Annotated in this window: 26 protein-coding genes and 3 tRNA genes; 21 read left to right on the top strand and 8 right to left on the bottom strand. The window is 71.9% G+C overall.

Going from position 1 to position 25794, the window contains the following annotated elements; translation table 11 throughout:
• Positions 1-80: 80 nt before the first annotated feature.
• Positions 81-1439 carry a sensor histidine kinase gene (locus tag ACF1CT_RS12275; protein ID WP_391783755.1) on the bottom strand — a complete coding sequence of 453 codons (1359 nt, stop codon included), beginning with the start codon at positions 1437-1439 and terminating at the stop codon, positions 81-83.
• A gap of 620 nt (positions 1440-2059) precedes the next feature.
• Positions 2060-3298 (bottom strand): sensor histidine kinase, encoded by a 1239-nt coding sequence (locus ACF1CT_RS12280; protein ID WP_391783756.1) that lies wholly within the window; start codon positions 3296-3298, stop codon positions 2060-2062.
• 186 nt (positions 3299-3484) lie between these two features.
• Here ACF1CT_RS12280 and ACF1CT_RS12285 point away from each other — a divergent pair, with 186 nt between their 5' ends.
• From ACF1CT_RS12285 to htpX, 12 genes are all read left to right on the top strand, one after another.
• On the top strand, positions 3485-3886 hold the full coding sequence (locus ACF1CT_RS12285) for an NADH-quinone oxidoreductase subunit A (RefSeq protein WP_391783757.1): 402 nt from the start codon (positions 3485-3487) through the stop codon (positions 3884-3886).
• On the top strand, positions 3877-4554 hold the full coding sequence (locus tag ACF1CT_RS12290; RefSeq protein ID WP_391783758.1) for an NADH-quinone oxidoreductase subunit B: 678 nt from the start codon (positions 3877-3879) through the stop codon (positions 4552-4554). Before ACF1CT_RS12285 ends, ACF1CT_RS12290 begins: the two co-directional genes overlap by 10 nt.
• Before the next feature lie 161 nt (positions 4555-4715).
• Entirely contained in the window at positions 4716-5981 is a 1266-nt protein-coding gene (locus tag ACF1CT_RS12295) for an NADH-quinone oxidoreductase subunit C (RefSeq protein WP_391783966.1), read from the top strand.
• Positions 5978-6946: an NADH-quinone oxidoreductase subunit H gene (locus ACF1CT_RS12300; RefSeq protein WP_391783759.1), complete on the top strand. Its 969-nt coding sequence runs from the start codon at positions 5978-5980 to the stop codon at positions 6944-6946. Before ACF1CT_RS12295 ends, ACF1CT_RS12300 begins: the two co-directional genes overlap by 4 nt.
• Entirely contained in the window at positions 6946-7632 is a 687-nt protein-coding gene (locus ACF1CT_RS12305) for a NuoI/complex I 23 kDa subunit family protein (protein ID WP_391783760.1), read from the top strand. The genes ACF1CT_RS12300 and ACF1CT_RS12305 overlap by 1 nt, the downstream gene beginning before the upstream one ends.
• A gap of 152 nt (positions 7633-7784) precedes the next feature.
• Positions 7785-8282 (top strand): NADH-quinone oxidoreductase subunit J, encoded by a 498-nt coding sequence (locus ACF1CT_RS12310; protein WP_391783967.1) that lies wholly within the window; start codon positions 7785-7787, stop codon positions 8280-8282.
• Positions 8282-8713, top strand: coding sequence for an NADH-quinone oxidoreductase subunit NuoK (nuoK, locus tag ACF1CT_RS12315; protein ID WP_391783761.1), 432 nt, complete (start codon positions 8282-8284; stop codon positions 8711-8713). Before ACF1CT_RS12310 ends, nuoK begins: the two co-directional genes overlap by 1 nt.
• The gene (locus ACF1CT_RS12320) at positions 8710-10710 is read left to right on the top strand and encodes an NADH-quinone oxidoreductase subunit L (protein ID WP_391783762.1); all 2001 of its coding nucleotides are present in this window, start codon (positions 8710-8712) and stop codon (positions 10708-10710) included. Before nuoK ends, ACF1CT_RS12320 begins: the two co-directional genes overlap by 4 nt.
• 27 nt (positions 10711-10737) lie before the next feature.
• Positions 10738-12309 carry a NuoM family protein gene (locus ACF1CT_RS12325; protein ID WP_391783968.1) on the top strand — a complete coding sequence of 524 codons (1572 nt, stop codon included), beginning with the start codon at positions 10738-10740 and terminating at the stop codon, positions 12307-12309.
• Positions 12306-13982 (top strand): NADH-quinone oxidoreductase subunit N, encoded by a 1677-nt coding sequence (locus ACF1CT_RS12330; protein ID WP_391783763.1) that lies wholly within the window; start codon positions 12306-12308, stop codon positions 13980-13982. Before ACF1CT_RS12325 ends, ACF1CT_RS12330 begins: the two co-directional genes overlap by 4 nt.
• Before the next feature lie 98 nt (positions 13983-14080).
• Positions 14081-14539 (top strand): MscL family protein, encoded by a 459-nt coding sequence (locus ACF1CT_RS12335; protein WP_391783764.1) that lies wholly within the window; start codon positions 14081-14083, stop codon positions 14537-14539.
• Between the two features lie 302 nt (positions 14540-14841).
• Positions 14842-15705, top strand: coding sequence for a zinc metalloprotease HtpX (htpX, locus tag ACF1CT_RS12340; RefSeq protein ID WP_391783765.1), 864 nt, complete (start codon positions 14842-14844; stop codon positions 15703-15705).
• A gap of 213 nt (positions 15706-15918) precedes the next feature.
• On the opposite strand, the gene ACF1CT_RS12345 is transcribed toward htpX, so the two are convergent.
• From ACF1CT_RS12345 to ACF1CT_RS12360, 4 genes are all read right to left on the bottom strand, one after another.
• Positions 15919-16320 (bottom strand): YccF domain-containing protein, encoded by a 402-nt coding sequence (locus tag ACF1CT_RS12345; RefSeq protein ID WP_391783766.1) that lies wholly within the window; start codon positions 16318-16320, stop codon positions 15919-15921.
• A gap of 326 nt (positions 16321-16646) precedes the next feature.
• Complete coding sequence (locus ACF1CT_RS12350; protein ID WP_391783767.1) at positions 16647-17393, bottom strand: alpha-ketoglutarate-dependent dioxygenase AlkB family protein; 747 nt, start codon at positions 17391-17393, stop codon at positions 16647-16649.
• A 1-nt stretch (position 17394) separates the two neighbouring features.
• Positions 17395-17904 carry a methylated-DNA--[protein]-cysteine S-methyltransferase gene (locus tag ACF1CT_RS12355; protein WP_391783768.1) on the bottom strand — a complete coding sequence of 170 codons (510 nt, stop codon included), beginning with the start codon at positions 17902-17904 and terminating at the stop codon, positions 17395-17397.
• Positions 17905-18133: 229 nt separating this feature from the next.
• Positions 18134-18622 carry a YajQ family cyclic di-GMP-binding protein gene (locus ACF1CT_RS12360; RefSeq protein ID WP_391783769.1) on the bottom strand — a complete coding sequence of 163 codons (489 nt, stop codon included), beginning with the start codon at positions 18620-18622 and terminating at the stop codon, positions 18134-18136.
• Between the two features lie 274 nt (positions 18623-18896).
• Here ACF1CT_RS12360 and ACF1CT_RS12365 point away from each other — a divergent pair.
• Together ACF1CT_RS12365 and ACF1CT_RS12370 are read left to right on the top strand one after the other, a co-directional pair.
• Positions 18897-18978: transfer RNA gene (locus tag ACF1CT_RS12365), tRNA-Tyr, on the top strand.
• 78 nt (positions 18979-19056) lie between these two features.
• Positions 19057-19506, top strand: coding sequence for a DUF523 domain-containing protein (locus ACF1CT_RS12370; protein WP_391783770.1), 450 nt, complete (start codon positions 19057-19059; stop codon positions 19504-19506).
• 47 nt (positions 19507-19553) lie between these two features.
• On the opposite strand, the gene ACF1CT_RS12375 is transcribed toward ACF1CT_RS12370, so the two are convergent.
• Complete coding sequence (locus ACF1CT_RS12375; RefSeq protein WP_391783771.1) at positions 19554-20210, bottom strand: SDR family oxidoreductase; 657 nt, start codon at positions 20208-20210, stop codon at positions 19554-19556.
• A gap of 34 nt (positions 20211-20244) precedes the next feature.
• A complete protein-coding gene (locus ACF1CT_RS12380; RefSeq protein ID WP_391783772.1) occupies positions 20245-21540 on the bottom strand; it encodes an amidohydrolase family protein in 1296 nt (431 codons plus the stop codon).
• A 319-nt stretch (positions 21541-21859) separates the two neighbouring features.
• Here ACF1CT_RS12380 and ACF1CT_RS12385 point away from each other — a divergent pair.
• From ACF1CT_RS12385 to ACF1CT_RS12415, 7 genes are all read left to right on the top strand, one after another.
• A tRNA-Thr gene (locus ACF1CT_RS12385) sits at positions 21860-21932 on the top strand.
• A gap of 46 nt (positions 21933-21978) precedes the next feature.
• A tRNA-Met gene (locus ACF1CT_RS12390) sits at positions 21979-22051 on the top strand.
• Between the two features lie 89 nt (positions 22052-22140).
• Positions 22141-22305, top strand: a complete 165-nt coding sequence (rpmG, locus tag ACF1CT_RS12395; protein ID WP_003956487.1) for a 50S ribosomal protein L33 — start codon at positions 22141-22143, stop codon at positions 22303-22305.
• A gap of 103 nt (positions 22306-22408) precedes the next feature.
• Positions 22409-22861: a MaoC family dehydratase N-terminal domain-containing protein gene (locus ACF1CT_RS12400; RefSeq protein WP_391783773.1), complete on the top strand. Its 453-nt coding sequence runs from the start codon at positions 22409-22411 to the stop codon at positions 22859-22861.
• Positions 22861-23289, top strand: a complete 429-nt coding sequence (locus tag ACF1CT_RS12405) for a MaoC family dehydratase (protein WP_391783774.1) — start codon at positions 22861-22863, stop codon at positions 23287-23289. The genes ACF1CT_RS12400 and ACF1CT_RS12405 overlap by 1 nt, the downstream gene beginning before the upstream one ends.
• A gap of 227 nt (positions 23290-23516) precedes the next feature.
• Positions 23517-24065: a TetR/AcrR family transcriptional regulator gene (locus ACF1CT_RS12410; RefSeq protein ID WP_391783775.1), complete on the top strand. Its 549-nt coding sequence runs from the start codon at positions 23517-23519 to the stop codon at positions 24063-24065.
• A gap of 235 nt (positions 24066-24300) precedes the next feature.
• Positions 24301-25743: a DHA2 family efflux MFS transporter permease subunit gene (locus tag ACF1CT_RS12415; protein ID WP_391783776.1), complete on the top strand. Its 1443-nt coding sequence runs from the start codon at positions 24301-24303 to the stop codon at positions 25741-25743.
• The last annotated feature ends 51 nt before the right edge of the window (positions 25744-25794 follow it).

Below are 25794 nucleotides of genomic sequence, written 5' to 3' on the forward strand. Positions count from 1 at the left end.
CGCCGCGGACGGAAGGACCCCGGAGGGAAGGCGGGACGGACGGCGGGACGACGGCGGGAAGGCCGGACGGACGGAGAGAATCAGCCACGCCAGGGCAGCTCGGCCGTGATCCGGGTGGGACCGCCGGCCGGCGAGTCCACGACGAGCACTCCGTCCACCGCGTTCAGGCGCTCCGCCAGGCCGGCCAGACCGCTGCCCGAGGAGGCGTCGGCGCCGCCGCGTCCGTTGTCGGTGACCTGGAGCATGAGCCGGTCGGCGGTCCGCCAGACGTCGACGGTCGCGGAGCGGGCGGCGCTGTGCTTGCTGACGTTCTGCAGCAGCTCGGACACCGTGAAGTACGCGATCCCCTCGATCGCCTGGGCGGGCCGGCTCGCCAGGTCGACCTCGACGACGACGGGGACGGTGCAGCGGGAGGCGATGGCGGAGAGTGCGGCGTCGAGTCCGCGGTCGGTGAGGACGGCGGGGTGGATGCCGCGGGCGAGGTCGCGGAGTTCCTGGAGGGCGACCTTCACTTCGCCGTGGGCCTCGTCGACCATGCGGGCGGCGGCCTCGGGGTCGTCGGTGAGCTTCTCCTTGGCCAGACCGAGATCCATGGCGAGGGCGACGAGGCGGGCCTGCGCGCCGTCGTGGAGGTCGCGTTCGATGCGGCGCAGGTCGGCGGCGGCGGTGTCCACGACCACCCCGCGGTCCGACTCCAGCTCGATCACGCGGGTGGCCAGCCGGGACGGGCCGAGCAGCCCCGCCACCATCAGCCGGTCCACGCTCGTCAGACCGCGGATGAGCCACGGCGTGAACAGGACCAGGGCCAGGCCGCACACGCTGGTCGCGGCAAGTTCGAAGGGGGAGTCGAGGTAGATCCGGTGGTGGTCGTCGCCGTACAGCTGGATGCCGCCGGACCCCACCCACGTCGGGAACACCCACTGCCACAGCGGATAGGTGAGGAGGGGCCAGCCGGTCGCCCAGAAGACCAGGGAGACGACACCGGAGAACATCGCCCACGGGAAGTGCAGCAGCGAGTAGAGCAGGTGTCGCCAGGCAGCTCCGTTCTTGAGGACCGCACCCATCCAGGACATCGCGCCGCCGGTCCGGCCGCGCACCGGGTCCGGGGCCGCCACGTCCAGGTGCAGCAGCCCGCGCGCCCGGGCCCGCTCGAACGCGCCGAAGCCGCGGCACATCGCCAGCGAGCCGGCCAGGACCGGGACCCCGAGGAAGGTGATCAGCATGCCCAGGCCCGCGGTCGTCAGGCTGATCGCCAGCGCGAACAGGACCGGGCTGATCACCAGGCTCAGTTGCAGATAGCCGAACTCGCGCCAGGTCCTGCCCTCGAAGGGCGCGCGCAACCCGGCGGGAAGGAAGTGCTTCACCGGGGGGTGGCCCCCGAAACCGGCGCCCGGGGACCGCTGGTGGTCCCGCGTGTCCGGTCCGTATGCCGTGGCCATGGGGTGGTGTCCGTTTCTTCCGGGTTCTTCTCGGCGACGTTCGGTTCTTCTCGCCGAGGTGCTTGGGGTGCTTGGGGCGCTGGGGTGCTGCGGTGCTGGGGTGCTGTGTTACGGGATGGGGCCGACGGGCCGGGTGGTCGCCGGGCCGAGTGGTGGCCGCGGCGGCTCTCCGGCCGTAATCCAAGGATGTCGGGTCGGGGGATCACTCACCATGAGGGCGGTATCCCTCCTGGGCGGGGGGTTTTCCCCACCCCGGTCCGGGTGGTGGCTCCGCTGTCGGGCGCGGCCGTCCCGGTCCGGGCACGGCTCCACCGCCGGGCGCGCGACGGTGTCCGATGCCGCCCGACGGCGTCGAGCGGACTCACGGCGTCGAGCGGCATCGCGGCGTCGAGGGGCATCCGGCGGCGCGTCCGCGTGGGTCGGGGCCTGCGGCAGGTCCGGGGCGGTCCGGCCGGCCCAGAGCCTGTCGGGTGGCCTCCGACCCGGCGGCCACGTCCTGGCACGCACGCTTCCGGCGCTGCCGACATGACCGAGCAACTCCGCCACCGGGCCATTCCGGCGCCCTGGAACCGCACGCATCACGCCGCGTCCGCTTTCCGGTCGAAGGCCAACCGACAGGCTCAGGAACGCTCGGCGGGCGACGTGCGGACCCGGCCGCGGTCCCCCCGGTCCCGGCCGGAATCGGGATTCTGGCCCCGGTCCCGCCAGGGCAGCTCCGCGGTGACCGTCGTCGGGCCGCCCGCGGGCGAGTCGAGGACGAACAGCCCGTCGACGGCACCGAGCCGTTCGGCCAGCCCGGCCATGCCCGTGCCGCCGTCCATCCGCGCGCCGCCGCGTCCGTTGTCGGTGACCTGGAGCATGAGCCGGTCGGCGGTCCGCCAGACGTCGACGGTCGCGGAGCGGGCGGCGCTGTGCTTGCTGACGTTCTGCAGCAGCTCGGACACCGTGAAGTACGCGATCCCCTCGATCGCCTCCGCCGGACGCGCGGGAAGATCCACCGTCACCGTGACGGGGACGGTGCAGCGGGAGGCGATGGCGGAGAGTGCGGCGTCGAGTCCGCGGTCGGTGAGGACGGCGGGGTGGATGCCGCGGGCGAGGTCGCGGAGTTCCTGGAGGGCGACCTTCACTTCGCCGTGGGCCTCGTCGACCATGCGGGCGGCGGCCTCGGGGTCGTCGGTGAGCTTCTCCTTGGCCAGGCCCAGGCCCATGGCGAGGGCGACGAGGCGGGCCTGCGCGCCGTCGTGGAGGTCGCGTTCGATGCGGCGCAGGTCGGCGGCGGCGGTGTCCACGACCACCCCGCGGTCCGACTCCAGCTCGGCGATCCGGCGCTCCAACTCGTCGGACGGCGCGAGCAGCCCGCGCACCATCGCCCGGTCGACGTTTCCGAGCACCCGCGCGATGAAGGGGAGCACCGGCCACAGCACGAAGAAGGAGACGGCCATCACGCCGAACGTGAGCACGCCCCACGGCAGCCGGACGAAGGAGTACAGCGCGGTCCGCCAGCCCACCGGGTCCTTGAGACTCGACCAGAGCCACGGGAAGAACCCCTGTTCCGCGCGGGCGAGCACCATCGGGCTGGGCTCGTCGATCCGCACGCCCAGCATCGACCGCGCCCGGCCCCGCTCGACCCGGCCGACCAGCCGTTCCCCGTGCAGACCGATGGCGAGCAGGGGCAGCCCGACCACCGTGACCGTGAGCGCCACACCGATACCGATCATGAACACCGTGTAAAGAAACCCGACGATGGCCATGGGGAGGTTCGCCAGGAGGTGGGCGAGTTCCTTCCACGTCCACCGGTCGAGAGCGAGGCGGGCGGGTGGTGGCATGTCGTCGACGGGTACAGACGGGCTCATGGTCATGCGTCCAGCCTGCCGGGTGCGGCCCGTACATGCCATGGGGCTCATGGGTGGGGTGAAGTAGGGATAACCCCACTGTTGTCCGACGCGACTGCTTACCCTCCCTTTAACAGGGCCTAGACTCCCGTGCGTACAACATCCGCGTACACACATCGCCGAAACGGTTTCGAGGGAACGAGGGGGGCGGACGTGGCGGACCTGCCGGAACCGACCGTTCTCGCGTCGGACTACTTCCACGGATACGCGGTGATCGGACTGCTCGCCGTGATCGGCGTGCTGTTCGTCGCCGTGGCCTTCGGGGCCGGCCGACTGCTGCGTCCCGTGGTTCCGACGCCGGAGAAGCTCCTGACGTACGAGTGCGGCGTGGACCCGGTGGGTGAAGGATGGGCACATACCCAGGTCCGCTATTACGTCTACGCCTTCCTGTACGTGATCTTCGCCGTCGACTCGATCTTCCTGTTCCCGTGGGCGACCGTCTTCGCCGCGCCGGGATACGGGGCGACGACCCTGGTGGAGATGTTCATCTTCCTCGGTTTCCTGGCCGTAGGACTGCTCTACGCATGGAAGAAGGGCGTCCTCGAATGGACGTGACGAGCCCGCCGCCCCCCGAGCACCGGCCCGGTGCGGGTGCCGAGTCGGCCTCCGGGACCGGAACCACCGAACCGCGGCACGTTCCGACGTTCCTGCCGGAGCCCAAGCGGCTCGGGGTGCTCTCGCGCCTCGCTCCCGAGCCGATGAAGGTGATCCTCAACTGGGGCCGCCGCTACAGCCTCTGGGTCTTCAACTTCGGGCTCGCCTGCTGCGCCATCGAGTTCATCGCCGCCTCCATGGCCCGGCACGACTTCATCCGGCTCGGCGTGATCCCGTTCGCCCCCGGCCCCCGCCAGGCCGACCTCATGATCGTCTCCGGCACGGTGACGGACAAGATGGCTCCTGCCGTGAAACGGCTGTACGAGCAGATGCCCGAGCCCAAGTACGTCATCTCGTTCGGCGCCTGCTCCAACTGCGGCGGTCCGTACTGGGACTCCTACTCCGTGACGAAGGGGGTCGACCAGATCATTCCGGTCGACGTCTACGTACCGGGCTGCCCGCCCCGGCCCGAGGCGCTGCTCCAGGGCATCCTCAAACTCCAGGAGAAGATCGCCCGCGAGTCGCTGGGCGAGCGGTACGCGACCGGCGGTGACGCGCGGCCCTCCACCGACGCGCTGCGCAGCGGCCTGGTCGCCGCCCCGCCGGTTCCGGGGGAGGAACAGAAGTGACCGGAACGGAAGACCGCGGCAACGCGGCCCCGGCCCCGGACGGCCGGGAACCGGACGGCGGCGGGTACGACGGCCTGCGGCCGGACGGCAGCGGACAGGACGAGCGCGGGCGGTCCGCGCACGTCTCCGACGTCTCCGACGCCTCCGAGGCCTACGACCGGCTGCCGGACGCCGCCGCCGAACTCTTCGGCGAGGGCGCGACGGCCGAGTACGCGTACGACCTGCTGACCGTCGACGTTCCCGCCACCTCCTGGATCACCGCGCTCGAAACGGCCCGCGACCGGCTGGGCTGCACCTTCTTCGACTGGCTGAGCGCGGTCGACGAGCCGGGCACCGGCTTCCGGGTCTGCGCCCATGTCGCGGCCCCTGCCGAGGGCAGGGTCCGGCGCCTCCTTGTCCGGACGACCGTTCCGCACGACGCCGCCGCCCTCCCCACCGCCGTCCACGTCTACGCGGGCGCCGCCTGGCACGAGCGCGAGACGCACGAGATGTTCGGCATCGGCTTCGAGGGCCACCCCCATCTGGTGCCCTTGCTGCTGCCCAAGGGCTTCGAGGGCCACCCGCTGCGCAAGGACTTCGTACTGGCGGCACGCGTCGCGAAGGCGTGGCCCGGCGCGAAGGAGCCGGGTGAGTCGGAGCACGGCGGACCGAAGCGGCGCACGATGCTGCCGCCGGGCGTTCCCGACCCGAATGAGTGGGGGCCCCTGAAGGGCCAGCTCCCGCCCGCCCCGTCCCGTCCCGCCCGAACCGCGCGCGCGGCGGGCGACCGCCCGGTGCGTCGTACCCGCAGCGCGAGCCAGGGATCGGCCGGCCAGCAGCAGGCGGCCGCGGCACCGTCCGCACCGGCCACGGCACCGTCCGCACCGGCCACGGCCGAAGGGGCCGCTCCGGTACCGCCGCGCCGCACCCGCACCGCCGCCCAGGGCTCGGCCGGCCAGCGCCGCGCCGCCGCCGAACCGGGAACGACCGAACCGGGAACGACCGAACCGGGAAAAACCGGAGCCGGGAAAACCGAACCGGGAACGACCGAACCGGGAACGACCGAACCGGGAAAAACCGGAGCCGGGAAAACCGAACCGGAAGCGACCGGAACGGGAGCGACCGGAACGGATGCGAAGACCGGAAGCGGCGATGCCCCCTGGCACCACGCCCGCCCGGCATTCGGCACCGGCCCCGAACCGGTCGAGGCCGATGCGGACGGTGCCAAGGCGCCTGAAGAACGGTCCGAAACGGCTCGACCGGCCAAGACGTCCGAACCCGCCGAAACCCCCGACCAGCCCCCGGCTCCCGACCAGCCCCCGGCTCCCGACCAGCCCCTGGCTCCCGACCAGCCCCTGGCTCCCGACCAGCCCCTGGCTCCCGACCAGCCCCGGAACCCCGATCGGCCCCGGACCGACGACCGCTCCCACGGAGGCGATCCCGCGTGAACGACGTGCTCGACGTCGCCCTCCGGCTCGTCATCGTCTTCGTCGCGTTCATGGTTCTCCCCCTCGTCGTGGGGCAGACCGAGCACAAGGTGATGGCCCATATGCAGGGCCGCCTCGGACCCATGTACGCCGGTGGCTTCCACGGCTGGGCTCAGCTCGTCGCGGACGGCGTGAAGTTCGCGCAGAAGGAGGACGTGGTCCCGGCCGAGGCCGACCGCCGAGTCTTCCAGCTGGCCCCGGCCGTCGCGCTGCTCCCGTACCTGCTCGTACTCGTCGCCATCCCGATCGGGCCGGGCGACGGAGCGGTCGGGCAGGTGGTCGACGCGGGCGTCTTCTTCGTGCTCGCCGTGATGGGTGTCGGCGTGCTCGGCTCACTGATGGCCGGCTGGGCGTCGGCCAACAAGTTCTCGCTCCTCGGAGGGCTGCGCACGGCCGCCCAGCTCCTCGCGTACGAGCTGCCGATGCTGCTGGCCGCCGCCTCCGTGGCGATGGCGGCCGGAACCGTCTCGCTCACCGGCATCCTCGACGCCTTCGAGTGGTGGTGGCTGCCCTGGCAGATCGTCGGTGCGCTGGTCTTCTTCGTGGCCGGGCTCGCCGAACTCCAGCGTCCGCCGTTCGACATGCCGATCGCCGACTCGGAGATCATCTTCGGCGCGTACACCGAGTACACCGGGCTGCGCTTCGCACTGTTCCTGCTCGCCGAATACGCTGGCATCGTGGTGCTGTGCGGCCTGACCACCGTTCTCTTCCTCGGCGGCTGGCACGGCCCGTTCGGCGCCGACGGATTCGGCTGGGTGTGGACGCTCGTCAAGACCGCGATTCTCGCCTTCGTCGTGATCTGGCTGCGGGTCAGCTACCCCCGACTCCGCGAGGACCAGCTCCAGAAGCTCGCCTGGACCACGCTCATCCCGCTCGCTCTCGCGCAGATCGCGCTCACCGGCATCGTGAAGGTGGCGATCAACTGATGGCCGCGTCCCACCCGCCCCACCGGCCCGACCCCTCCCCGCCCGCCCGGTCCCGTATTCCCGGCTCCGGCCTGGCCAAGGGACTGGCCGTGACCCTGCGGACGATGACACGGAAGACCGTCACCGCGCAGTACCCGGACGTCCAGCCCGAACTCCCGCCCCGGTCCCGCGGCGTCATCGGGCTGTTCGAGGAGAACTGCACGGTCTGCATGCTCTGTGCCCGCGAGTGCCCGGACTGGTGCATCTACATCGACTCCCACAAGGAGACGGTGCCGGCCGCCGCCCCGGGGGGACGCGAGCGCAGCCGCAATGTGCTCGACCGCTTCGCGATCGACTTCTCGCTCTGCATGTACTGCGGCATCTGCATCGAGGTGTGCCCCTTCGACGCACTGTTCTGGTCGCCGGAGTTCGAGTACGCCGAGACGGACATCCGCGAACTCACTCATGAGCGCGACAAGCTCCGCGAGTGGATGTGGACGGTGCCCGAACCGCCCGCGCTCGACCCGGGCGCCGAGGAGCCGAAGGAGATCGCCGCCGCGCGCAAGACGGCGGAGAAACTCGAAGCCCAGCGAGCCAAAGAGGCCCAGCAGGCCCAGCAGACCGCCGAGCCGGGAACGACCGCGGCAGGGACGACCGAGAAGACGGACAGGCCCGAGAGGGCGGAGAAGGAAGAGGGGGAGGAGTGACACTCGCAGCCGTAGCGGCCCACGTCGCCCACTCCACTGAACTCGCCCACCTCACCCGGTTCGATCAGTCCGCCCCTCTCGCGCAGGCCGCCCAGGCCGTACAGACCGCCCAGTCCGCTCCGTCCGGGTTCCTCTCCCCGACCGGCGTCGAGATCGTCTTCGTGCTCGTCGGCATCGCCACCCTCGGCGCCGCCCTCATCACCGTCACGACCAAGCAGCTCGTGCACGCGGCCCTCTGGCTGGTCGTGGCGCTCGGCGGGCTCGCCGTCGAGTACCTCCTGCTCACCGCCGAGTTCATCGCCTGGGTGCAGGTACTGATCTACGTCGGTTCCGTGGTCGTTCTCCTCCTCTTCGGACTGATGCTCACCAAGGCCCCGATCGGCCGCTCCCCGGACGTCGACTCCGGCAACCGCTGGGCGGCCCTCGGCGTCGCCGCTGCGTCCGCGGGCACCCTCGTCTGGGTCGTCGTCGACGCCTTCCGCGCCACCTGGATCGACCTCGACGGCCCGGCCCGGGGCTCCACCGAAGTGACCGGCGCGTTCCTCTTCCGGCACTGGGTGCTGCCGTTCGAGGCACTCTCCGTCCTGCTGCTCGCCGCCCTCGTCGGCGCCGTCGTCCTGTCCCGCAAGCACGGCAAGGAGCAGAGCTGATGCACCTCGCCTATCCCGCCGTGCTCGCCGCCCTCCTCTTCTGCACCGGGCTCTACGGGGTGCTCGCCCGCCGGAACGCGATCCTGGTCCTGATGTCCGTCGAGCTGATGCTCAACGCCGTCAACCTCAACCTCGTCGCTTTTGACGTCTGGCTCCGCGACACCCTCCACGCCGGCCAGGGCCTCACCCTCTTCACCATCGCGATCGCGGCGGCGGAGATCGGCATCGGCCTGGCCGTCGTCCTCGCCGTGTACCGCAATCGCGGAACCTCGGACATCGACCGGCTCCGCGACACCGCCGAGACCGACGCGGCCGAAGCGCTCCCCGACGACGGGGCCGACGGGGCCGACGGAAGCGGCACGCGGCGCGCCACCGAAGACCAGGACACTGCTCCGGCAGGGAAGGCAAAGAAGGCAGAGGCCACCAGGTGACCACCACGACCCTCGCCGTCCTCGTCCCCCTCCTCCCGTTCCTCGGCGCCGCGGCCGGTCTGCTCACCGGACGCACCGCCCCCGGCTTCGTACGCCCCCTCGCTGTACTGCCGACCCTCGCCGCCTTCGGCCTGGCCGTCGTCGTCGCCCTCCGCCAGGGCGGCGACGGGGCCATCGACGCGGCGACCCGGCTCACCCCCACCGGTTCGGTCCCGATCGACCTCGCCCTGCACCTGGACGGCTTCGCCGCCCTCGTCGCCGTGCTGGTCGGGCTCGTCGCCACGTGCGTGCAGATCTACTCGACCGCCTACCTGCGCGACGACCCCCGCTACCCCTCCTACGCCGCCCTCGTCTCCCTCTTCACCTCCGCGATGCTGCTCGTCGTCTACTCCGGCGACCTGATGGTGCTCCTGGTCGGCTGGGAGATCATGGGCATCTGCTCGTACTTCCTCGTCGGCCACTACTGGGAGACGCCCGAAGCCCGCGCCGCCTCCCTCAAGGCCTTCCTGGTCACCAAGCTCGGCGACGTCCCCTTCCTGATCGGACTGTTCGCGCTAGCCGCCGACACCGGCTCGTTCCGCATCACCCGCGTCCTGGGCGCCGTCGCGAGCGGCGGCCTCGACCACCCCACACTCATCGCCCTGCTGCTCCTCGCGGGCGTCGCCGGCAAGTCCGCGCAGTTCCCCCTGCATACCTGGCTGCCCGATGCGATGGCCGGTCCCACCCCGGTCTCCGCGCTGATCCACGCCGCGACGATGGTCGCCGCCGGCATCTACTTCGTGGCCCGGCTCCTCCCCGTCTTCGCCCAGTCCGGCGCCGCCCTCGTCGTCCTCTCCGTGATGGCGGCGATCACGATGATCGGCTCCGGGCTCGCCGCACTCGCCCAGGACGACATCAAACGCGTCCTCGCCTACTCGACGATCGGCCAGCTCGGCTACATGGCCGGGGCCCTCGCCGTCGGCGACCGCGCCGCCGCCGTCTTCCACCTCCTGTCCCACGGCGCGTTCAAGGCCGTCCTCTTCCTCGCGGCGGGCGTCGTCATCCACGCCGCCGGAACCAACTCACTGGCCGCCATGTCACGCATGGGCGGCCTGGCCAAGCGCATCCCGGACGCCTACTGGACGATGACCGTCGCCCTGCTCGCGCTCGCCGCCATCCCGCCGTTCGCCGGCTTCTTCTCCAAGGAAGCCGTCCTCGTCGCCGCCGAGCACACCGCGCTCGGGGAGCGGCACGTCGCCCCGTCCGCCGCGGGCTGGACCGTACTCGTCGCCGGACTGCTCGCCGCCGTCCTCACCGCCGCCTACGCCACCCGGCTCTGGCTCCTCGCCTTCCGGGGCCGCGGCGCCGAGGTCCCGGACCACGGCCGCCAGCCCGTCGCGATGACCACCGTCCTGTGGGTCCTCGCCGTCCCCACGATCGCCTTCGGGCTCACGGTCGGCGCGATCGGCGACTGGTTCGACGGCCACGCCCTCACCCCGTCCCTGACCACCGCCGTGCTCTCCACCGGCGTCGGCCTCGCAGGCGGACTCATCACCTACGGGGCCTGGCGCCACACCACGGCGCTCGCCGCCCGCACCGCCGTGGGCACCGTCGCCGCCCACCCCGACGCCGAACCCGCCCTCGTCGAGGCGGAGGCACTGACCGCGCACACCGCCGCCTACGGCACGGCGGGCGACGCCCCCGACCCGGCCGACCCCGGCCGCCTGCTGCTCGGCCCGCTCCACCGCCACGCCGCCACCGGCTTCCACCTCGACGCCCTGTACACGGCCCTGTTCGTCCGCCCCGTACAGGCCGCGGCGAGCCTGGTCCGCTTCCTGGACCGCGAGGTCGTCGACACCTACGTGCGCGGCTCCGGCACCGGGGCGCGCTGGCTCGGCACCGCCGTCCGCCGCGCCCAGACCGGGAACGTGCAGACCTACCTCGGCGCGCTCCTGGCCGGTTCCCTGGTCCTGGCGATCGCCGCCGTCGTCTTCGCCAACGTCAACGCCGGGTCGTGAGCCGTGATCGATATCAGTGAATCCGTGATGCAGTTCCTTCTCGCGTTCATCGTCGTGATCCCGCTCATCGGGGCCGCGGCCGCTCTCCTCCCCGCCCCGCCCGGGCTGAAGGGCACCGGCCCCGACCAGGCGGTGCTCCGCCACGGCGTGACCGTCACCGGCGTGGTCCTCCTCGCCGCGCTCGTCCTCGCCGCGGGCTTCGACAACGACCACCCGTCGACGATGCAGGCCACCACCGACATCAACTGGATCCCGGCACTCCACGTCCGGATCCACCTCGGCATCGACGGCATCTCGCTCCCCCTTCTCGTACTGACCGCGCTGCTGACCTTCCTCTGCGCGCTGTACAGCTACTTCAAGCCCCCCGCGGGCCCCTCCCCGAAGGCGTTCGTCGCACTCGTCCTCCTCCTGGAGACCGGCACCCTCGCCACCTTCGCCGTCCTCGATCTGCTGCTGTTCTTCCTGGCCTTCGAGACAGTGCTCATCCCGATGTACTTCCTGATCGCCCGTTGGGGCGGCGCGGGACGGCAGGCCGCCGCCGGGAAATTCATCCTCTACACGCTGCTCGGCTCGGTGATCATGCTGCTGGGCCTGCTCCTCATCGGACTGAAGAGCGGCACCTTCGACATGGTGGCACTCGCCACGGACAACGGCCGCGGGCTCACCTCGTCCGTGCAGGTCATCGCCGTTCTGGCGATCGGCGTCGGGCTCGCGGTGAAGACCCCGATGTGGCCGCTGCACAGCTGGCTCCCGGACGCCCACACCGCCGCCCCGACCGTCGGCTCGGTCCTCCTCGCGGGGGTCCTGCTGAAGATGGGCACCTACGGATTCGTCCGCATCCTGCTGCCCATCGCCCCCGACGGCATGCACACCTTCGCGCCCTACCTCGCCGCCTTCGCCGCCGTCGGCGTCGTCTACGGATCCCTCGCCTGCCTGGCGCTGGCCCGGCCCGGCGCCAAGGGCGACCTCAAGCGTCTGATCGCGTACTCCTCCGTCGGGCACATGGGCTTCGTGCTCCTCGGCATCGCGACCATGACCCCCACCGGCGTCAACGGCGCGCTCTTCGCCAACATCGCCCACGGCCTCATCACCGGCCTGCTGTTCTTCCTGGTGGGCGCGCTCAAGGACCGGTACGGCACCGCCGACCTGGACACCCTCTCCGGTGCCACCGGGGCCGCGCTGTACGGCCGCGCCCCCCGCCTCGGCGCCCTCCTCGCCTTCGCCGCGATCGCCTCCCTCGGCCTGCCCGGACTCGCCGGATTCTGGGGCGAGATGCTTGCCCTGTTCGGCTCCTTCGACCCCGCCGACGGTCTCAGCCGGCCCGCGTTCCGCACCTTCATGGCGATCGCCGCGTTCGGCACCCTGCTCACCGCCGCGTACATGCTCATCGTGGTGCGTCGCGTCTGCATGGGCGAGAAGCCGGAAGCGACCGGTGGACAGCGCGAGCAACCGCAGCCGATCGCCGATGTCCAGAGCCACGAATTCGCCACCTGGACCCCGCTCGTCGCCCTCACCGTTCTCGCCGGCCTGTGGCCCGCCGTCCTCCTCGGCCTCACCGACCCGGCCGTGCAGAAGCTCCTCGCAGGAGGCAAGTCGTGACCGCAGCCGTCGTCACCCCGGTCGTCGCCGGCACCGCCGCCGACCCCTCCACCGGCCTCCTCACCACCGCGGCCGACAGCACCGCCGCCGCCGTCACCACCGCTGCCGAAAGCGTCGGCAGCCTGGTCCAGTCCGTCGACTGGCTCGCGATCGCACCCCCGGTCGCCGTCGCGGCCGTCGCCCTGATCGTCCTGGTCACCGACCTCTTCCTGCCCGAGAGCCGCAAACCGCTGCTCGGGTGGATCGGCGTCGCCGGGCTCGTCGCCGCGGTGGCCCTCCTCGCCCCGCTGCGAGCCGGAGACCGGTCGACCTTCTGCCTCACCGAGGCGGCCACCGGCACCGGCACCACCGGGGCCTGCAGCTACACGGCCGACCACTTCGCCCTCGTCATCCAGGCCCTGGTGCTCGGCGGCGCGCTGCTCGCCGCGCTGCTCTCGCTCGGCGACACCCGCGGACTCCCGGCCGGCGAGTTCTGGTTCCTGCTGCTGTCCTCCGCGTCCGGTGCCGTCCTGCTGCCCGCCGCCCGCGACCTCGCCACCCTCGTCGTCGCCCTCGAAGTCGCCTCGCTGCCCGCCTTCGCCCTGGTCGGGATCAAACGCGGCGAGCGCCGGTCCTCCGAGGCCGCGCTGAAGTTCTTCCTCTCCTCCGTCGTCGCGACCGCCGTCACCCTCCTCGGCGTCAGCTTCGTCTACGCGGCCACCGGCACCCTCCACCTGACCGAACTCGCCGCCCGACTCGACGACGTGCCCGGACAACTCGACACCCTCGCCAAGACCGGTGTCGTGCTCACCCTCGTCGGCTTCGCCTTCAAGACGGCCGCCGCGCCCTTCCACTTCTGGGTCCCCGACACCTACGTCGGCGCCCCGCTGCCGATCGCCGCCTACCTCTCGGTCGTCGGCAAGGCCGTCGGCTTCTCCGGCCTCGTCCTCGTCACCGTGATCGCGTTCCCGGCGTACGCCGACGTCTGGGGACCGGCCCTCGCCGTCCTCGCCGCGCTCACCATGACCGTCGGAAACGTCGCCGCCCTGCGCCAGAACGCCGACCGCGCACGCAGCGCCGTACGGCTGCTCGCCTGGTCGTCCGTCGGCCAGGCCGGCTACCTCCTGGTGCCGATCGCCGCCGCCGCGTACGCCAGCGACCGGCACATCGGCTCCACCGTCGCGTACGCCCTGATGTACGCCGTCGTGAACCTCGGCGCCTTCGCGGTCGCCGCCCTCGTCGCCCGAACCCACCCCGGCAACCGGCTCTCCGACTACCGCGGCCTGTACGCCACCCGCCCCGTGACCGCGCTCGTCATGGCGTTCTTCCTGCTCTGCCTGGCCGGGCTGCCGCCGGGCATCGTCGGCCTCTTCGCGAAGGTCACGGTCTTCTCCGCCGCCGTCGACGCGGGACTCGGCTGGCTCGCGGTCGTCATGGCCGTCAACGTCGTGATCGCGTTGTACTACTACCTGCAATGGACGGCTGCGCTCTTCCGCGCACCGCGGGACACCTCGGACGAGGCCGCGGCACACACTGCGCAGGCGACCCCCGCGACCACGGCCGCACCCGCTCCCACCAGGCAGCATGTCCCGGTTCCCGTCACCGTCGCGATCGCCCTCACCGCCGTGGCGGGCATCGTGCTCTCCGGCGTTCCGCAGACCATCCTGAAGTTCGCCGCCGTCGACCTCTTCTGACACACCAAGATCGGTTTGCCCGGAGCGGCCCGCTCAGGGCAAGGTCGATGGCCGCACATCGCGACACCCACACCCATGTCCCAGAGGGAGCAAGAGCAGTGCTGAACGGGTTCAAGGACTTCATCCTGCGCGGAAACGTCATCTCGATGGCCATCGGTCTTGCCGTCGGAGCCGCGTTCACCGCGGTCGTCACCGGGTTCAGCACCGCGTTCATCACCCCGCTGATCGGTCTCGCCACCGGATCGGTCGGCGACTTCAGCTCGGCGGAGTTCTCGCTGGAGGGCACCATCTTCCCGTACGGGAAGTTCCTGGCCGCCGCCATCGCCTTCCTGATCACCGCGGCGGTGCTCTACTTCGGTGTCGTCGTCCCCATGGCCAAGGTCCAGAACCGTTTCACCAAGGCGGACGAGAAGGTCGACATCAAGGCCGCCCTGCGCGACTGCCCCCGCTGCTACACCGAGATCCCGGCCGTCGCCTCCCGCTGTGCCCACTGCACCAGCGAGATCGAGCCGGACCCCGAGGCCCTCGCGGTCGCCGGTCTGCCCGCCCAGCGCTGAGGGCCCGGAGCGGCCCCCGTCCGGCACGTTCCTCCCGCACGCGGCCCGACCTCACCGGGGCCCGTCCGGCCCGTCACGGCCGGACGGGCCCCGGCGCGTTCCGCCCCCCCGCCGAGCCCGGCCCGACCCGTTCGGCCCAGCGCCCGATCGGGCCGTACACGCCGGACGGCCGTGTCCCACGGCGCCGCGCACAAGGGAACTAGCCCACCTCGCCTGGCGTTGATCCGTACGGGAGGCTCCACTGGGGGAGTGGAGATCACCGAGCAAAGGGTTCCCCTGCCGCACCACTTGGAGGGCGTACCGTGCACCGCCGGCACAACGGGCTGAAGACCGCCGTACTCCTCGGGGGGCTGTCCGCACTCATCATCGTCATCGGCAGCTTCTTCGGACGTACGGGCTTGATCGTCGCGCTTCTCGTGGCCGTCGGCACCAACGCCTACGCCTACTGGAACAGCGACAAGCTGGCGCTGAAGGCCATGCGGGCCCGCCCCGTCAGCGAATTCGAGGCGCCGCAGCTCTACCGCATGGTCCGCGAGCTCTCGACGGCCGCCCGCCAGCCCATGCCCCGGCTGTACATCTCCCCGACCCGGGCCCCCAACGCCTTCGCGACCGGCCGCAACCCGCGCAACGCGGCGGTCTGCTGCACCGAGGGCATCCTGCAGATCCTGGACGAGAGAGAGCTGCGCGGCGTCCTCGGACACGAGCTGAGCCACGTCTACAACCGCGACATCCTGATCTCGTCCGTCGCCGGAGCACTCGCCTCCGTCGTGATGTTCCTCGTCAACTTCGCCTGGCTGATCCCGGTGGGCCGGTCCAACGACGACGAGGGCCCCGGCCTCCTGGGCATGTTGATGATCATGATTCTCGGCCCGCTCGCCGCGTCCATCATCCAACTGGCCGTCAGCCGCTCCCGCGAGTACCAGGCCGACGCCTCGGGGGCCCAGCTGACCGGCGACCCACTGGCCCTCGCCGGGGCCCTGCGGAAGCTCGAAGCGGGAACGAAACAGCTCCCGCTGCCCCCCGAACCGAGGATCGAGACCGCGAGCCACATGATGATCGCGAACCCCTTCCGTCCCGGCCAGGGCATGTCCAAGCTGTTCTCCACCCACCCCCCGATGGCGGAGCGCATCGCCCGACTGGAGCAGATGGCGGGCGGCCGCCCGTAGGACCGGCCGCCCGCATGGATCATGCCGGCTCCGCGAGGTCCGGCCCGGTCCGGACGAAAGCCCCCGAGGACGGGGTGCCGGGCGGAACGGCCCCGAGGGCGGCCGGTCGGGCGGAACGGCCCCGAGGGGGCCGGAGCCCGCGCCGTGCGATCCGTTGCGCCCCGCCCCGTCCTCGAGCGTTCACCGCCTCCGGGCGCTAGCCCGCTCCCGTCGTCACCGGCCCCCGAACGCCTCGTCGGTCGGGACCACCTCTCGGCCCAGCGGCATCAGGGAGAGCGGGATCAGCTTCAGGTTCGCCCAGCCGAACGGGATGCCGATGATCGACACGAACAACGGGATGCTGGTGAGCAGGTGCCCGAGCGCCAGCCACCATCCGGCGAAGACGAGCCAGATCACGTTGCCCACGCACGAGGGCGCCCCCGCGCCCGGCCGCTCCACCGTGGTCCGGCCGAACGGCCACAGGACGTAGCCCGCGAGCCTCAGCGAGGCGATGCCGAAGGGGATGGTCACGATGAAGATGAAGCAGATGAGTGCCGCGACCGCGTAGCCGAGGGCCATCCAGAAGCCGCAGAACACCACCCACAGGATGTTGAGGATCAGCTGAATCGGCTTCATGACCGTTGTGCTCCGTCTCGTTCGTCCACCGGCCGTGCTCAGTGCCAGTATCGGCCCGGAAGGCCGGGCGCCGGAAACGGAGGGGCGGCGCGGGCGATCCTGCCCTCCGACCCGCACGGACCCGGCGGCCGGCGCACACCGACGGGATTGTCGGTGCCGTCGTTCACCAGGGACGCGTGAATGACGCCGCGCAGTTGCTCGCAGCCGCGGAGAGGACGGCGCGCTCCGCCCCGCGCCCGGCGGAATGCCCCCTTCCACGCACCGCGTGGCGCCCGGACCGGACTTCGGCACGCGCACCCGGCACAGCGGCCCCGACGGGATACCCCTCAGCGATCAGGGCCGGGAGCGGGGCCGGGAGCGGAGTCGGGACGGGGGCCAGGACCGGGACCGGAGCCGCCGCCGGAACCGGGAACGGAACCGGTGAGCCCGGTCTCGCGCAGTGTCAGATTCAGCCGCCCGCGGCGCATCCCCGACGACGGATCCGCGGTTCCGGGGCGGATTCTCGGCACGCCGTGGAACGCGAGACGTGACGGCCCGCCGAAGACGAACAGGTCGCCGGAGGCCAACTCCACGTCCGTGTAGGGCCGCCCCCGGTTCTCCGTGTTGCCGAGACGGAAGACACAGGTGTCGCCGATGCTCAGCGACACCACCGGGGCACCGGACCGTTCCTCCCCGTCCCGGTGCATGCCCATCCGTGCCGTGTCGTCGTAGAAGTTGACGAGGGCGGCGTCCGGTGCGTACGTCCCGGCCGGGTACCCGTCCCCGTACGCGGCGGCCAGCGCCTCACGGCCCCACTCCGCCAACCAGTCGGGGAACGCGGCGACCGGTGCGCCGTTCACGTCGTCGGCGGTGCGCGAGTACCGGTACGGCTGCCAGTGCCACCCCAGGCAGACCGTCCGCACCGACATCACCCCGCCGGCCGGCAGCACCGTGTGCCGCAGGGGCACCGGGCCCCGCGCCCACTCCCGGCAGGCCTCCACCAGCCGCCGCCGACGCTCCGGCGACAGCCACTCGGGCACATGCACCGCACCGGGCGCGACGACCGTCCGCGGCCTCGGGAAGAGCCCGGACACGTCAACGCACCGCCGGGGCGCCCTCCAGCCCCAGAAGCTGGCGCTTGCGCTCCGGGCCGCCCGCGTAACCCCGCAGGGCCCCGTCCGCGCCGATCACCCGGTGGCACGGCCGCACGACAAGCAGCGGGTTCCGTCCGATCGCCGTGCCCACGGCCCGCACCCCGGTCCCGGACGTGCCGACCCGCTCGGCGATCTGCCCGTACGACACGGTCTCCCCGTACGGCACGTCGTCCAGTGCGGCCCACACCCGCCGTTGGAAGCCGGTGCCCGTTCCCTCCGCGTACGCGATGTCGAAACGTGTGAGCCGTCCGGCGAAGTACTCCCGCAGTTGCGCGGCGATCCCCGCGAAGGCGCCCGGCGCGTGGACCCAGTCCTCCCGGACCACCGCGGCACCCTTCTGCCCGGGCAGCGAGAGCGAGGCGAGCGCGACCCCTCCGGCGGTACCGGCGGCCTCCTCGCCGACCAGCAGCAGTTCGCCCAGCGGGCTGTCGACCGTTGCGTACATGGTCATGGCTCGTCCTCTCCGCGCCCGTGCGTCCGTCATGGCCGCGTCCGTGCGTCCGTCACGCCGGAAACGGCCCGATCGCCGTTCCGGCACGGACCAGTCTGCGGCACCCGGCCCGGCGCGACCGGCGGTATTCGGACAGCGCGTCCCGGCCGCGGGGCGGTGCGGGAGTGCCGCACCGCCCCGCTCCCGGGAGATGTGCCTCGGACGTGCCGCCGACGGGGCGGACCGTCGACTACCGGTAGTTCACGAACTGGATCGCGAAGTCGAAGTCCTTGCCCTTCAGCAGCGCCTGCACGGCCTGCAGGTCGTCCCGGCTCTTCGAGCTGACCCGCAGCTCATCGCCCTGGACCTGCGCCTTGACGCCCTTGGGGCCCTCATCGCGGATGATCTTCGCCACCTTCTTGGCGTTCTCCTGGGAGATGCCCTCCTCGATCGTGGCGAAGATCTTGTACTCCTTGCCGGAGAGCTGCGGCTCGCCCGCGTCCAGCGACTTCAGCGAGATGCCCCGCTTGATCAGCTTGGACTGGAAGATGTCGAGGATCGCCTTGACCCGCTCCTCGCCGTTCGCCTGCATCAGGATCTTCTCGCCGGACCACGAGATGGAGGCGTCGGTGCCCTTGAAGTCGTAACGCTGCGAGATCTCCTTGGCGGCCTGGTTGAGGGCGTTGTCGACCTCCTGCCGCTCGACCTTCGAGACGATGTCGAAACTGGAGTCGGCCATGACGTGTGGCTCCTTGTATCGGGGGTGCTGGGAATACGGGGGGTTCGTACGCGCGGGCGCGGCCGTGTCGGCCCCGCCCGTCGGGGCAAAGCCTAAGGGCCGTGGCCGTCGCCGCGCGCTGAATACACCGGGGAGGACGGGGCCCGTCGGCCTCCCCGGCGCCGGATCCGGTCGCTGATCAAACCGGTGGCGGAGCACCCCCGGGCATCGGGTATCGTTTACGTCGTTGCCGGGGAGCACCGCCGAAAAGCGGTTCTCCACAGCAGCAAAACCCGGCGGTGTGCCCGAGCGGCCAAAGGGAGCAGACTGTAAATCTGCCGGCTTCGCCTTCCCAGGTTCGAATCCTGGCGCCGCCACAAGACAAGGCCCCTGTCCCAGGACAGGGGCCTTCTCTGTTTCCCGCACGAGGGTCGTGAACGTCGAGGGTCGTGAACATGGAACCCGTACTGGTCAGCGCGTGTCTGCGCGGCGTGCCCTGCCGCTTCGACGGCCGGGGCAAGGCATCCGACGCGGTGGCCGAGGCCATCGGGGACCGCCGCCCCGTCGGCTTCTGCCCGGAGGTCGCCGCCGGGCTGCCCACTCCGCGCCGTCCCGCGGAGATCGTCGGCGGCGACGGCCACGACGTGCTGGACGGCCGCGCCCGCGTCGTCGACGACGCGGGGCGTGACGTGACACGGGAGTTCGTGGACGGCGCCGAACGCGCGCTGGAGGCCGCGCGCGCGGCCGGGTGCACCGAGGCGCTGCTGATGGCGCGCAGCCCCTCCTGCGGGCGCGGCACGGTCTACGACGGCACGTTCACGGGCGAACTCCGCGAGGGCGACGGCGTCACCGCCGCCCTGCTGGAGCGCCACGGCATCACCGTCCGCCCGGCGCCGCGGGACTGAACCGGGCCGCGCGGTCGTACGGGCCCGGTCGGCGAGGGCCCGTCGGCTCAGTTCCCCGCCACGTCCTTCACCGCGACCGTCACCGGCACGTTCCCCGAGACGAGTTCCAGCGTCAGCCCCGCTGTCGCCGGGGTCTCCAGCAGTTCCAGCAGCGTCGCCGCCACGTCGTCGCGCGGCACCGGCCCGCGACCGGTCGACGCGGCCAGCCGGACCAGCCCCGTGCCCGCGTCGTTCGTCAGCATGCCGGGGCGCAGGACCGTCCAGTCCAGCGCGGACCTGGCACGCACGTCCGCGTCCGCGGCGCCCTTCGCTCTGAGGTACGCGTCGAACACCTCGTCGCCCGGGTGGTCGGGGTCGGCGCCCATCGCCGAGACCACGACCATGCGCCGCACGCCCGCCCGTTCGGCCGCGTCCGCGAGCAGCACCGCCGCTCCGCGGTCCACGGTCTCCTTGCGCGGCGCGCCGCTGTCCGGGCCCGCGCCCGCCGCGAAGACCGCCGCGTCGGCGCCGCGCAGGACCTCCGCCACGACGTCCGCGGTGGCCGACTCCAGGTCCAGGACGACCGGTTCGGCGCCCACCGCCCGGAGGTCCTCGCTCTGTTCCGGATCACGGATGATGCCGATCGCCTCGTACCCGCGCGCGGCGAGCAGCCGTTCCAGCCGCAGCGCGATCTGACCATGTCCACCTGCGATGACAATGCGCATGCTCCCGACCGTACGCCGCGACGGGCCGCCGCGCTCAGGGCCCGCCGCAGGGACCGCTGTCCGGCCGCCCCTGGCGGGGCAGGCCGAGGGCGACGACGGTCTCCGAGTCGCAGTACTCGCGCACCGCGCTGGTCCGCGCCACCACCCGGCCGCGGTGCACCACGATGCGGCTGTACGCGAGCGACAGCACGCCCGGGAGCTGGTCCCCGCGCACCGCGAGCAGTTCGGCCGGGAAACCCGCCTCCACCCGTACCTCGGGCAGGCCCATCGCCTTCCTGGCGGCGGAGGAGACCGCCCGGTACGCCTCGTCGGGGCGCATGTCGTTCTGCGAGGCCAGCAGGTAGGCGGCCTCCAGCGGGTCGCCGCGGCCCACCGGGTTGGCGACGTCCCGCAGCGCGCCGCTGCCCGCCGCGATCCGCACCCCGGCGGCCCGCAGCAGCCCGACGGGGGCGATGCCCCGGCCCTCCACCCCGCAGCAGCCGCCCTGCGGGAGGCAGATCACCGTCACCCCGGCGGCGGCGAGCTGGTCGGCGGCCCGGGTCGCCGCCGGTACCGGCAGCCGGGCCAGACCGGCGCACGGGCCGACGGAGACCCCTGACCGCAGCCCGCCCGCCAGGGCGGCCAGCCGGCCGAGCCGGGCCGGGTCGTCGCCGTCCGTGTGCAGATCGACGGGGCAGCCCTGTTCGGCGGCGATCTCCAGGACCGCCTCGGCGTACCCCGCCGGGTCCGGGTCGAGGTCGGGACAGCCGCCGACCGCGCAGCCCCCCGTCTTCACCGCGTCGCGCAGCATGGCCAGGTTGTCGGCGCCCGCGACGCCGGTGAGCAACCTGGGCACGGCGACCGGGGTCAGCTCGACGAGGCCGCGCAGCGAGTCGCCGGCCCGCAGCACCGCTTCGAGCGAGGCGAGGCCCTGGACCGAGCCGATCCGCACGTGCGCGCGCAGCGCGGTCGCGCCGTGGCCGAGTTGCAGCAGCGCGGCCTCGGTGGCGCGGCGCTGGACGTCCTGGGGGCGGTGCGAGACGGGGCCCGGGAGACCGGGGCCCGGGCCGTCGGCGGTGAGCGCGGTGTCGCTGTGGGCGTGGGGCTCGGCCGGGGCCGGGAGCAGCAGATGGCCGCGCAGGTCCACCCGTGCGCCGGAGGCGGCCAGGCTCCCCGCGGTGCCGACGGCCTCGATGCGGCCGCCGCCGAGCCGTACGTCCACGACGCGGCCGTCGATCAGACGGGCGCCGCGGAGCACCAGGGTGCCGGTCTCGGCGGTGTCGGGACCGCCGGACGCATCGGCCGCGTCGGCGGCGTGGTCGTCGTGCGGCCACGGCTGGCTGTCGGGCATCGCGCTCCTGGAACGGGGCCTGAGAACGGGAGGGGGAGCAGGGGTCACGCAGAGTGAGTCGAGCCTAGGGGGGTGTTCGGTCCGGTTCGAGGAGGAGCGAATTAGTCGTACCGGTGTGGTCCCGGGAGGCGTTTGAGGCGTGGGGACACGGGCGTTGCCGCCGTGACCGAAGACGCCTCCCGGGGTGATCGAGCCGCTGCTCAGGCGGTCGGCGGGCGGGTCGGGAGCGGGTCGGGAGCGGCCCGGCCGGGCGCCCGGGCCGGTGCGCCGAAACGGATTTGGGGGATCGGCGACCGAGCGTGTAATGTCTTCCTCGCTCGCCCCAATAGCTCAGTCGGTAGAGCGTCTCCATGGTAAGGAGAAGGTCTGCGGTTCGATTCCGCATTGGGGCTCTGGTGATCGGGAATCCCCGCTTAGGCGGGGGAACCTGTTCATCAAAGCGGTGTAGCTCAGTCGGTAGAGCAAGCGGCTCATAATCGCTGTGTCACCGGTTCAAGTCCGGTCACCGCTACTTACGGTAGCCGATTGTGGGGTCGGTCCTTCGATCGGCTACTCTTTTTTGCGTTCATCCGTCCATCCGTCCGTCCAAGGAGCACTCACGTGGCTGCCACCGACGTCCGCCCGAAGATCACGCTGGCCTGCGTGGAGTGCAAGGAGCGGAACTACATCACCAAGAAGAACCGGCGTAACAACCCGGACCGTCTTGAGATGAAGAAGCACTGCCCGCGCTGCAACTCGCACACCGCGCACCGCGAAACGCGCTGAATCAGGCTCGTACACGAGGCCGTCCCCACTGGGGGCGGCCTCGTGTCGTTGTATGGGGCTGTTGTTTCGGCCTTTTCATCTTTCATCAGGAGGTAGCGAGCCCATGGCGCTCGACCAGTCCTTCGTGGGGCGGACTTATCCGCCCACCCCGCCGTACGAGGTCGGCCGGGAGAAGATCCGCGAATTCGCCGAGGCGGTGGGGGACGCCAATCCGGCGTACGTCGACCCCGAGGCCGCCAAGGCGCTCGGTCACAGCGACGTGATCGCGCCGCCGACGTTCGTCTTCTCGATCACCTTCAAGGCGGCGGGGCAGGTGGTGCGGGACCCGCAGCTGGGCCTGGACTACAACCGCGTGGTGCACGGCGACCAGAAGTTCGCCCATGTGCGTCCGGTGCGGGCGGGGGACCGGCTGACGGTCACCTCGACGATCGAGGGCATCAAGTCGCTGGCGGGCAACGACATCCTGGACATCCGCGGCGAGGTCCACGACGAGTCCGGTGAGCACGTCGTGACCGCGTGGACGAAGCTGGTGGCGCGCGCCGCCGAGGAGGCGTGATGACGGCGAAGGTCGCTTTCGAGTCGGTCGAGGTCGGTACGGAGCTGCCGGCGCGGTCCTTCCCGGTGACCCGGGCCACGCTGGTGCAGTACGCGGGTGCCTCCGGTGACTTCAACCCGATCCACTGGAACGAGAAGTTCGCCCGCGAGGTCGGGCTGCCGGACGTCATCGCGCACGGCATGTTCACCATGGCGGAGGCGATCCGCGTGGTCACGGACTGGGCCGGAGACCCGGGCGCGGTCGTCGAGTACGGGGTGCGGTTCACCAAGCCGGTCGTCGTGCCGAACGACGACACGGGCGCCGTGATCCAGGTCGGGGCCAAGGTGGCCGCCCTGCTGGACGACAAGCGGGTGCGGATCGATCTGACGGCCACGAGCGAGGGCAAGAAGGTGCTGGGCATGGCCCGGGCCGTGGTGCGGCTCGCCTGAGAGCCCGCCGGGTGACCTCCGACCGGGAACCGCACGCACCGGACCGCGTCCACCATCCGCTCCGAGGTCATCCGGCGAGGCTCCGAGAACGGTACGAACGTCCGCGAGGGGCGCCGCCTTCCGAGGCGGCGCCCCTCGCGCGTGTCCCGGTGTGCTCCCCTCGTGGCCGCCCCCGGCCCCCGCTTGCCAAGTTAGTGATTGAGTACTAACTTTGCGCCATGGTACGGATGAGCGCAGAAGAACGCCGCGAGAGCGTCATCCGCGCGGCGATCACCGAATTCGCCCGCGGCGGCTACGACGCGACCTCCACCGAGGCCATCGCCAAGCGTGTCGGCGTCTCGCAGCCGTACCTCTTCCGTCTCTTCCCCAACAAGCAGGCCATGTTCCTCGCCGCCGCCGAGCGCTGTCTTCTGGACACCCGGAAGGTCTTCGCCGACGCCGCCGAGGGGCTTGAGGGCTGCGACGTGGTCTCGGCGATGGCCGCCGCGTACCAGCGCCTCATCGTCGACGACCCCGAGAAGCTCCGGATGCAGATGCAGACCTATGCCGCCGTGGCCAGTGCCGGGGCCGCGGGGGACCAGGAGTTCGGCGAGGCGCTGCGTACCGCGTGGCTGCGGATGTGGGACGAGGTCCACCTCGCGCTCGGTGCCGACGCCGAGGAGACGACCTCGTTCTTCGCGTACGGAATGCTCATCAACACCCTGACCTCGCTCGGCTACCCGGCCGGGCACCGGGTCTGGTCCGGGTTCTACGACTCGGCCAAACCAGTCTCCTGAACGGTGCGGTGCCGGTCTTGCGGACGGTGCCGCCTCCCTATCCCGAACGGCTCGACCTGCCCGAACGGCACGACCTGCTCGAACGGCACGACCTGTCCGAACGGCTCGACCTCGATCTTCCGCACGGCGCGACCGGGTTCCGTCCGGATCCCGGTTCCGTCGGGTCCGTCCCGGGTTCCGCCCAGTTTTCTGCCCAGAGAAGTTAGTCATTGATAACTAACCCGCAGGGGGAGCAGTGAACCAGCCCACAGCAGGCCGCTCGCGAGCGGCCTGGACCCTCGTCATCACCAGCGTCGCCGCGTTCATGGCGGCCCTCGACAACCTCGTCGTCACCACCGCGCTGCCCTCCATCCGCAAGAGCATCGGCGGCGAACTCGCCGAGCTCGAATGGACCGTGAACGCCTACACCCTCACCTTCGCCGTCCTGCTCATGCTCGGTGCGGCCCTCGGCGACCGGTTCGGGCGCCGCAGGCTCTTCCTCATCGGCCTCGCCGTGTTCACCGGAGCCTCCGCCGCGGCCGCGCTCTCGTCCGGGATCGGCGAGCTGATCGCCTTCCGGGCCGTCCAGGGCGCCGGCGCGGCGATCATGATGCCGCTGACGCTCACCCTCCTCACGGCCGCGGTGCCCGCGGCCCGCCGCGGTGCCTCGCTCGGGATCTTCAGCGCCGTCACCGGACTGGCCGTGGCGGGCGGTCCGCTGATCGGCGGCAGCCTCACCGAGCACCTGTCCTGGCAGTGGATCTTCTGGGTGAACGTCCCGGTCGGGCTGCTCCTGCTGCCGGTGGCCCGACTGCGCCTCGCCGAGTCGTACGCGCCCGACGCGCGACTCGACATCCCCGGCACGCTCCTGGTCAGCGGCGGACTCTTCGGCATCGTCCACGGCCTGGTCAACGCCAACACCGACGGCTGGACCAGCGCCACCGTCCTCACCTCGCTGCTCGTGGGCGCCGTGCTCGTCGCCGGCTTCGTCCTCCACGGCTTCCGCGCCAGGCGCCCGATGCTGCCCATGCGACTCTTCCGCAGCCGCGCCTTCCTCGGGATCAACGCGGCGAGTCTGCTCATGTTCTTCGGGATGTTCGGGTCGATCTTCCTGCTCAGCCAGTACCTCCAGGCCGTGCTGGACTACTCGCCCGCCGAGGCCGGCCTGCGGATGCTGCCCTGGACCGGGATGCCGATGCTGGTCGCGCCGATCGCGGGAATGCTCTCCGACCGGTTCGGCGGCCGACCGGTGGTCGTCACCGGACTCGCCCTCCAGGCCGTCGGCCTCGCCCTCTTCGCCGTGGTCATCGAGCCCGACGTCCCGTACAGCCACCAGCTCCCCGGCCTGATCATCGGGGGCATCGGCATGGCCCTGTACTTCGCGCCCGCCGCCGGACTCGTGATGTCCAGCGTGCGCCCCGCCGAGCAGGGCATCGCCTCCGGCACCAACAACGCCCTGCGCGAGGTCGGTGGCGCCCTCGGCATCGCGGTGCTCGCCACGGTCTTCTCCTCGCGGGGCGGCTACGAGTCCGCGCGGTCCTTCACGGACGGGACCGTTCCGGCGGTGTGGATCGGCTCCGGCGTGGTGGCACTGGCCGCCCTCGTCGCCCTGCTGATACCCGGGCGCCGCACGGAGCGGACGCCCGGAGTAGACGAGGCCGCCGGGGCGGCCGAGGAGCGGGTGCCGGTCGCCGTCTGAACCCGCCGTCCGGGCCGGGGCACCCCCGTGCCCGGTCCCGCGGCCCCGCCC

Origin of the sequence: Streptomyces sp. NPDC014734 (assembly GCF_043083325.1) — a bacterium.
In the GTDB taxonomy this organism is placed as follows: Bacteria; Actinomycetota; Actinomycetes; order Streptomycetales; family Streptomycetaceae; genus Streptomyces.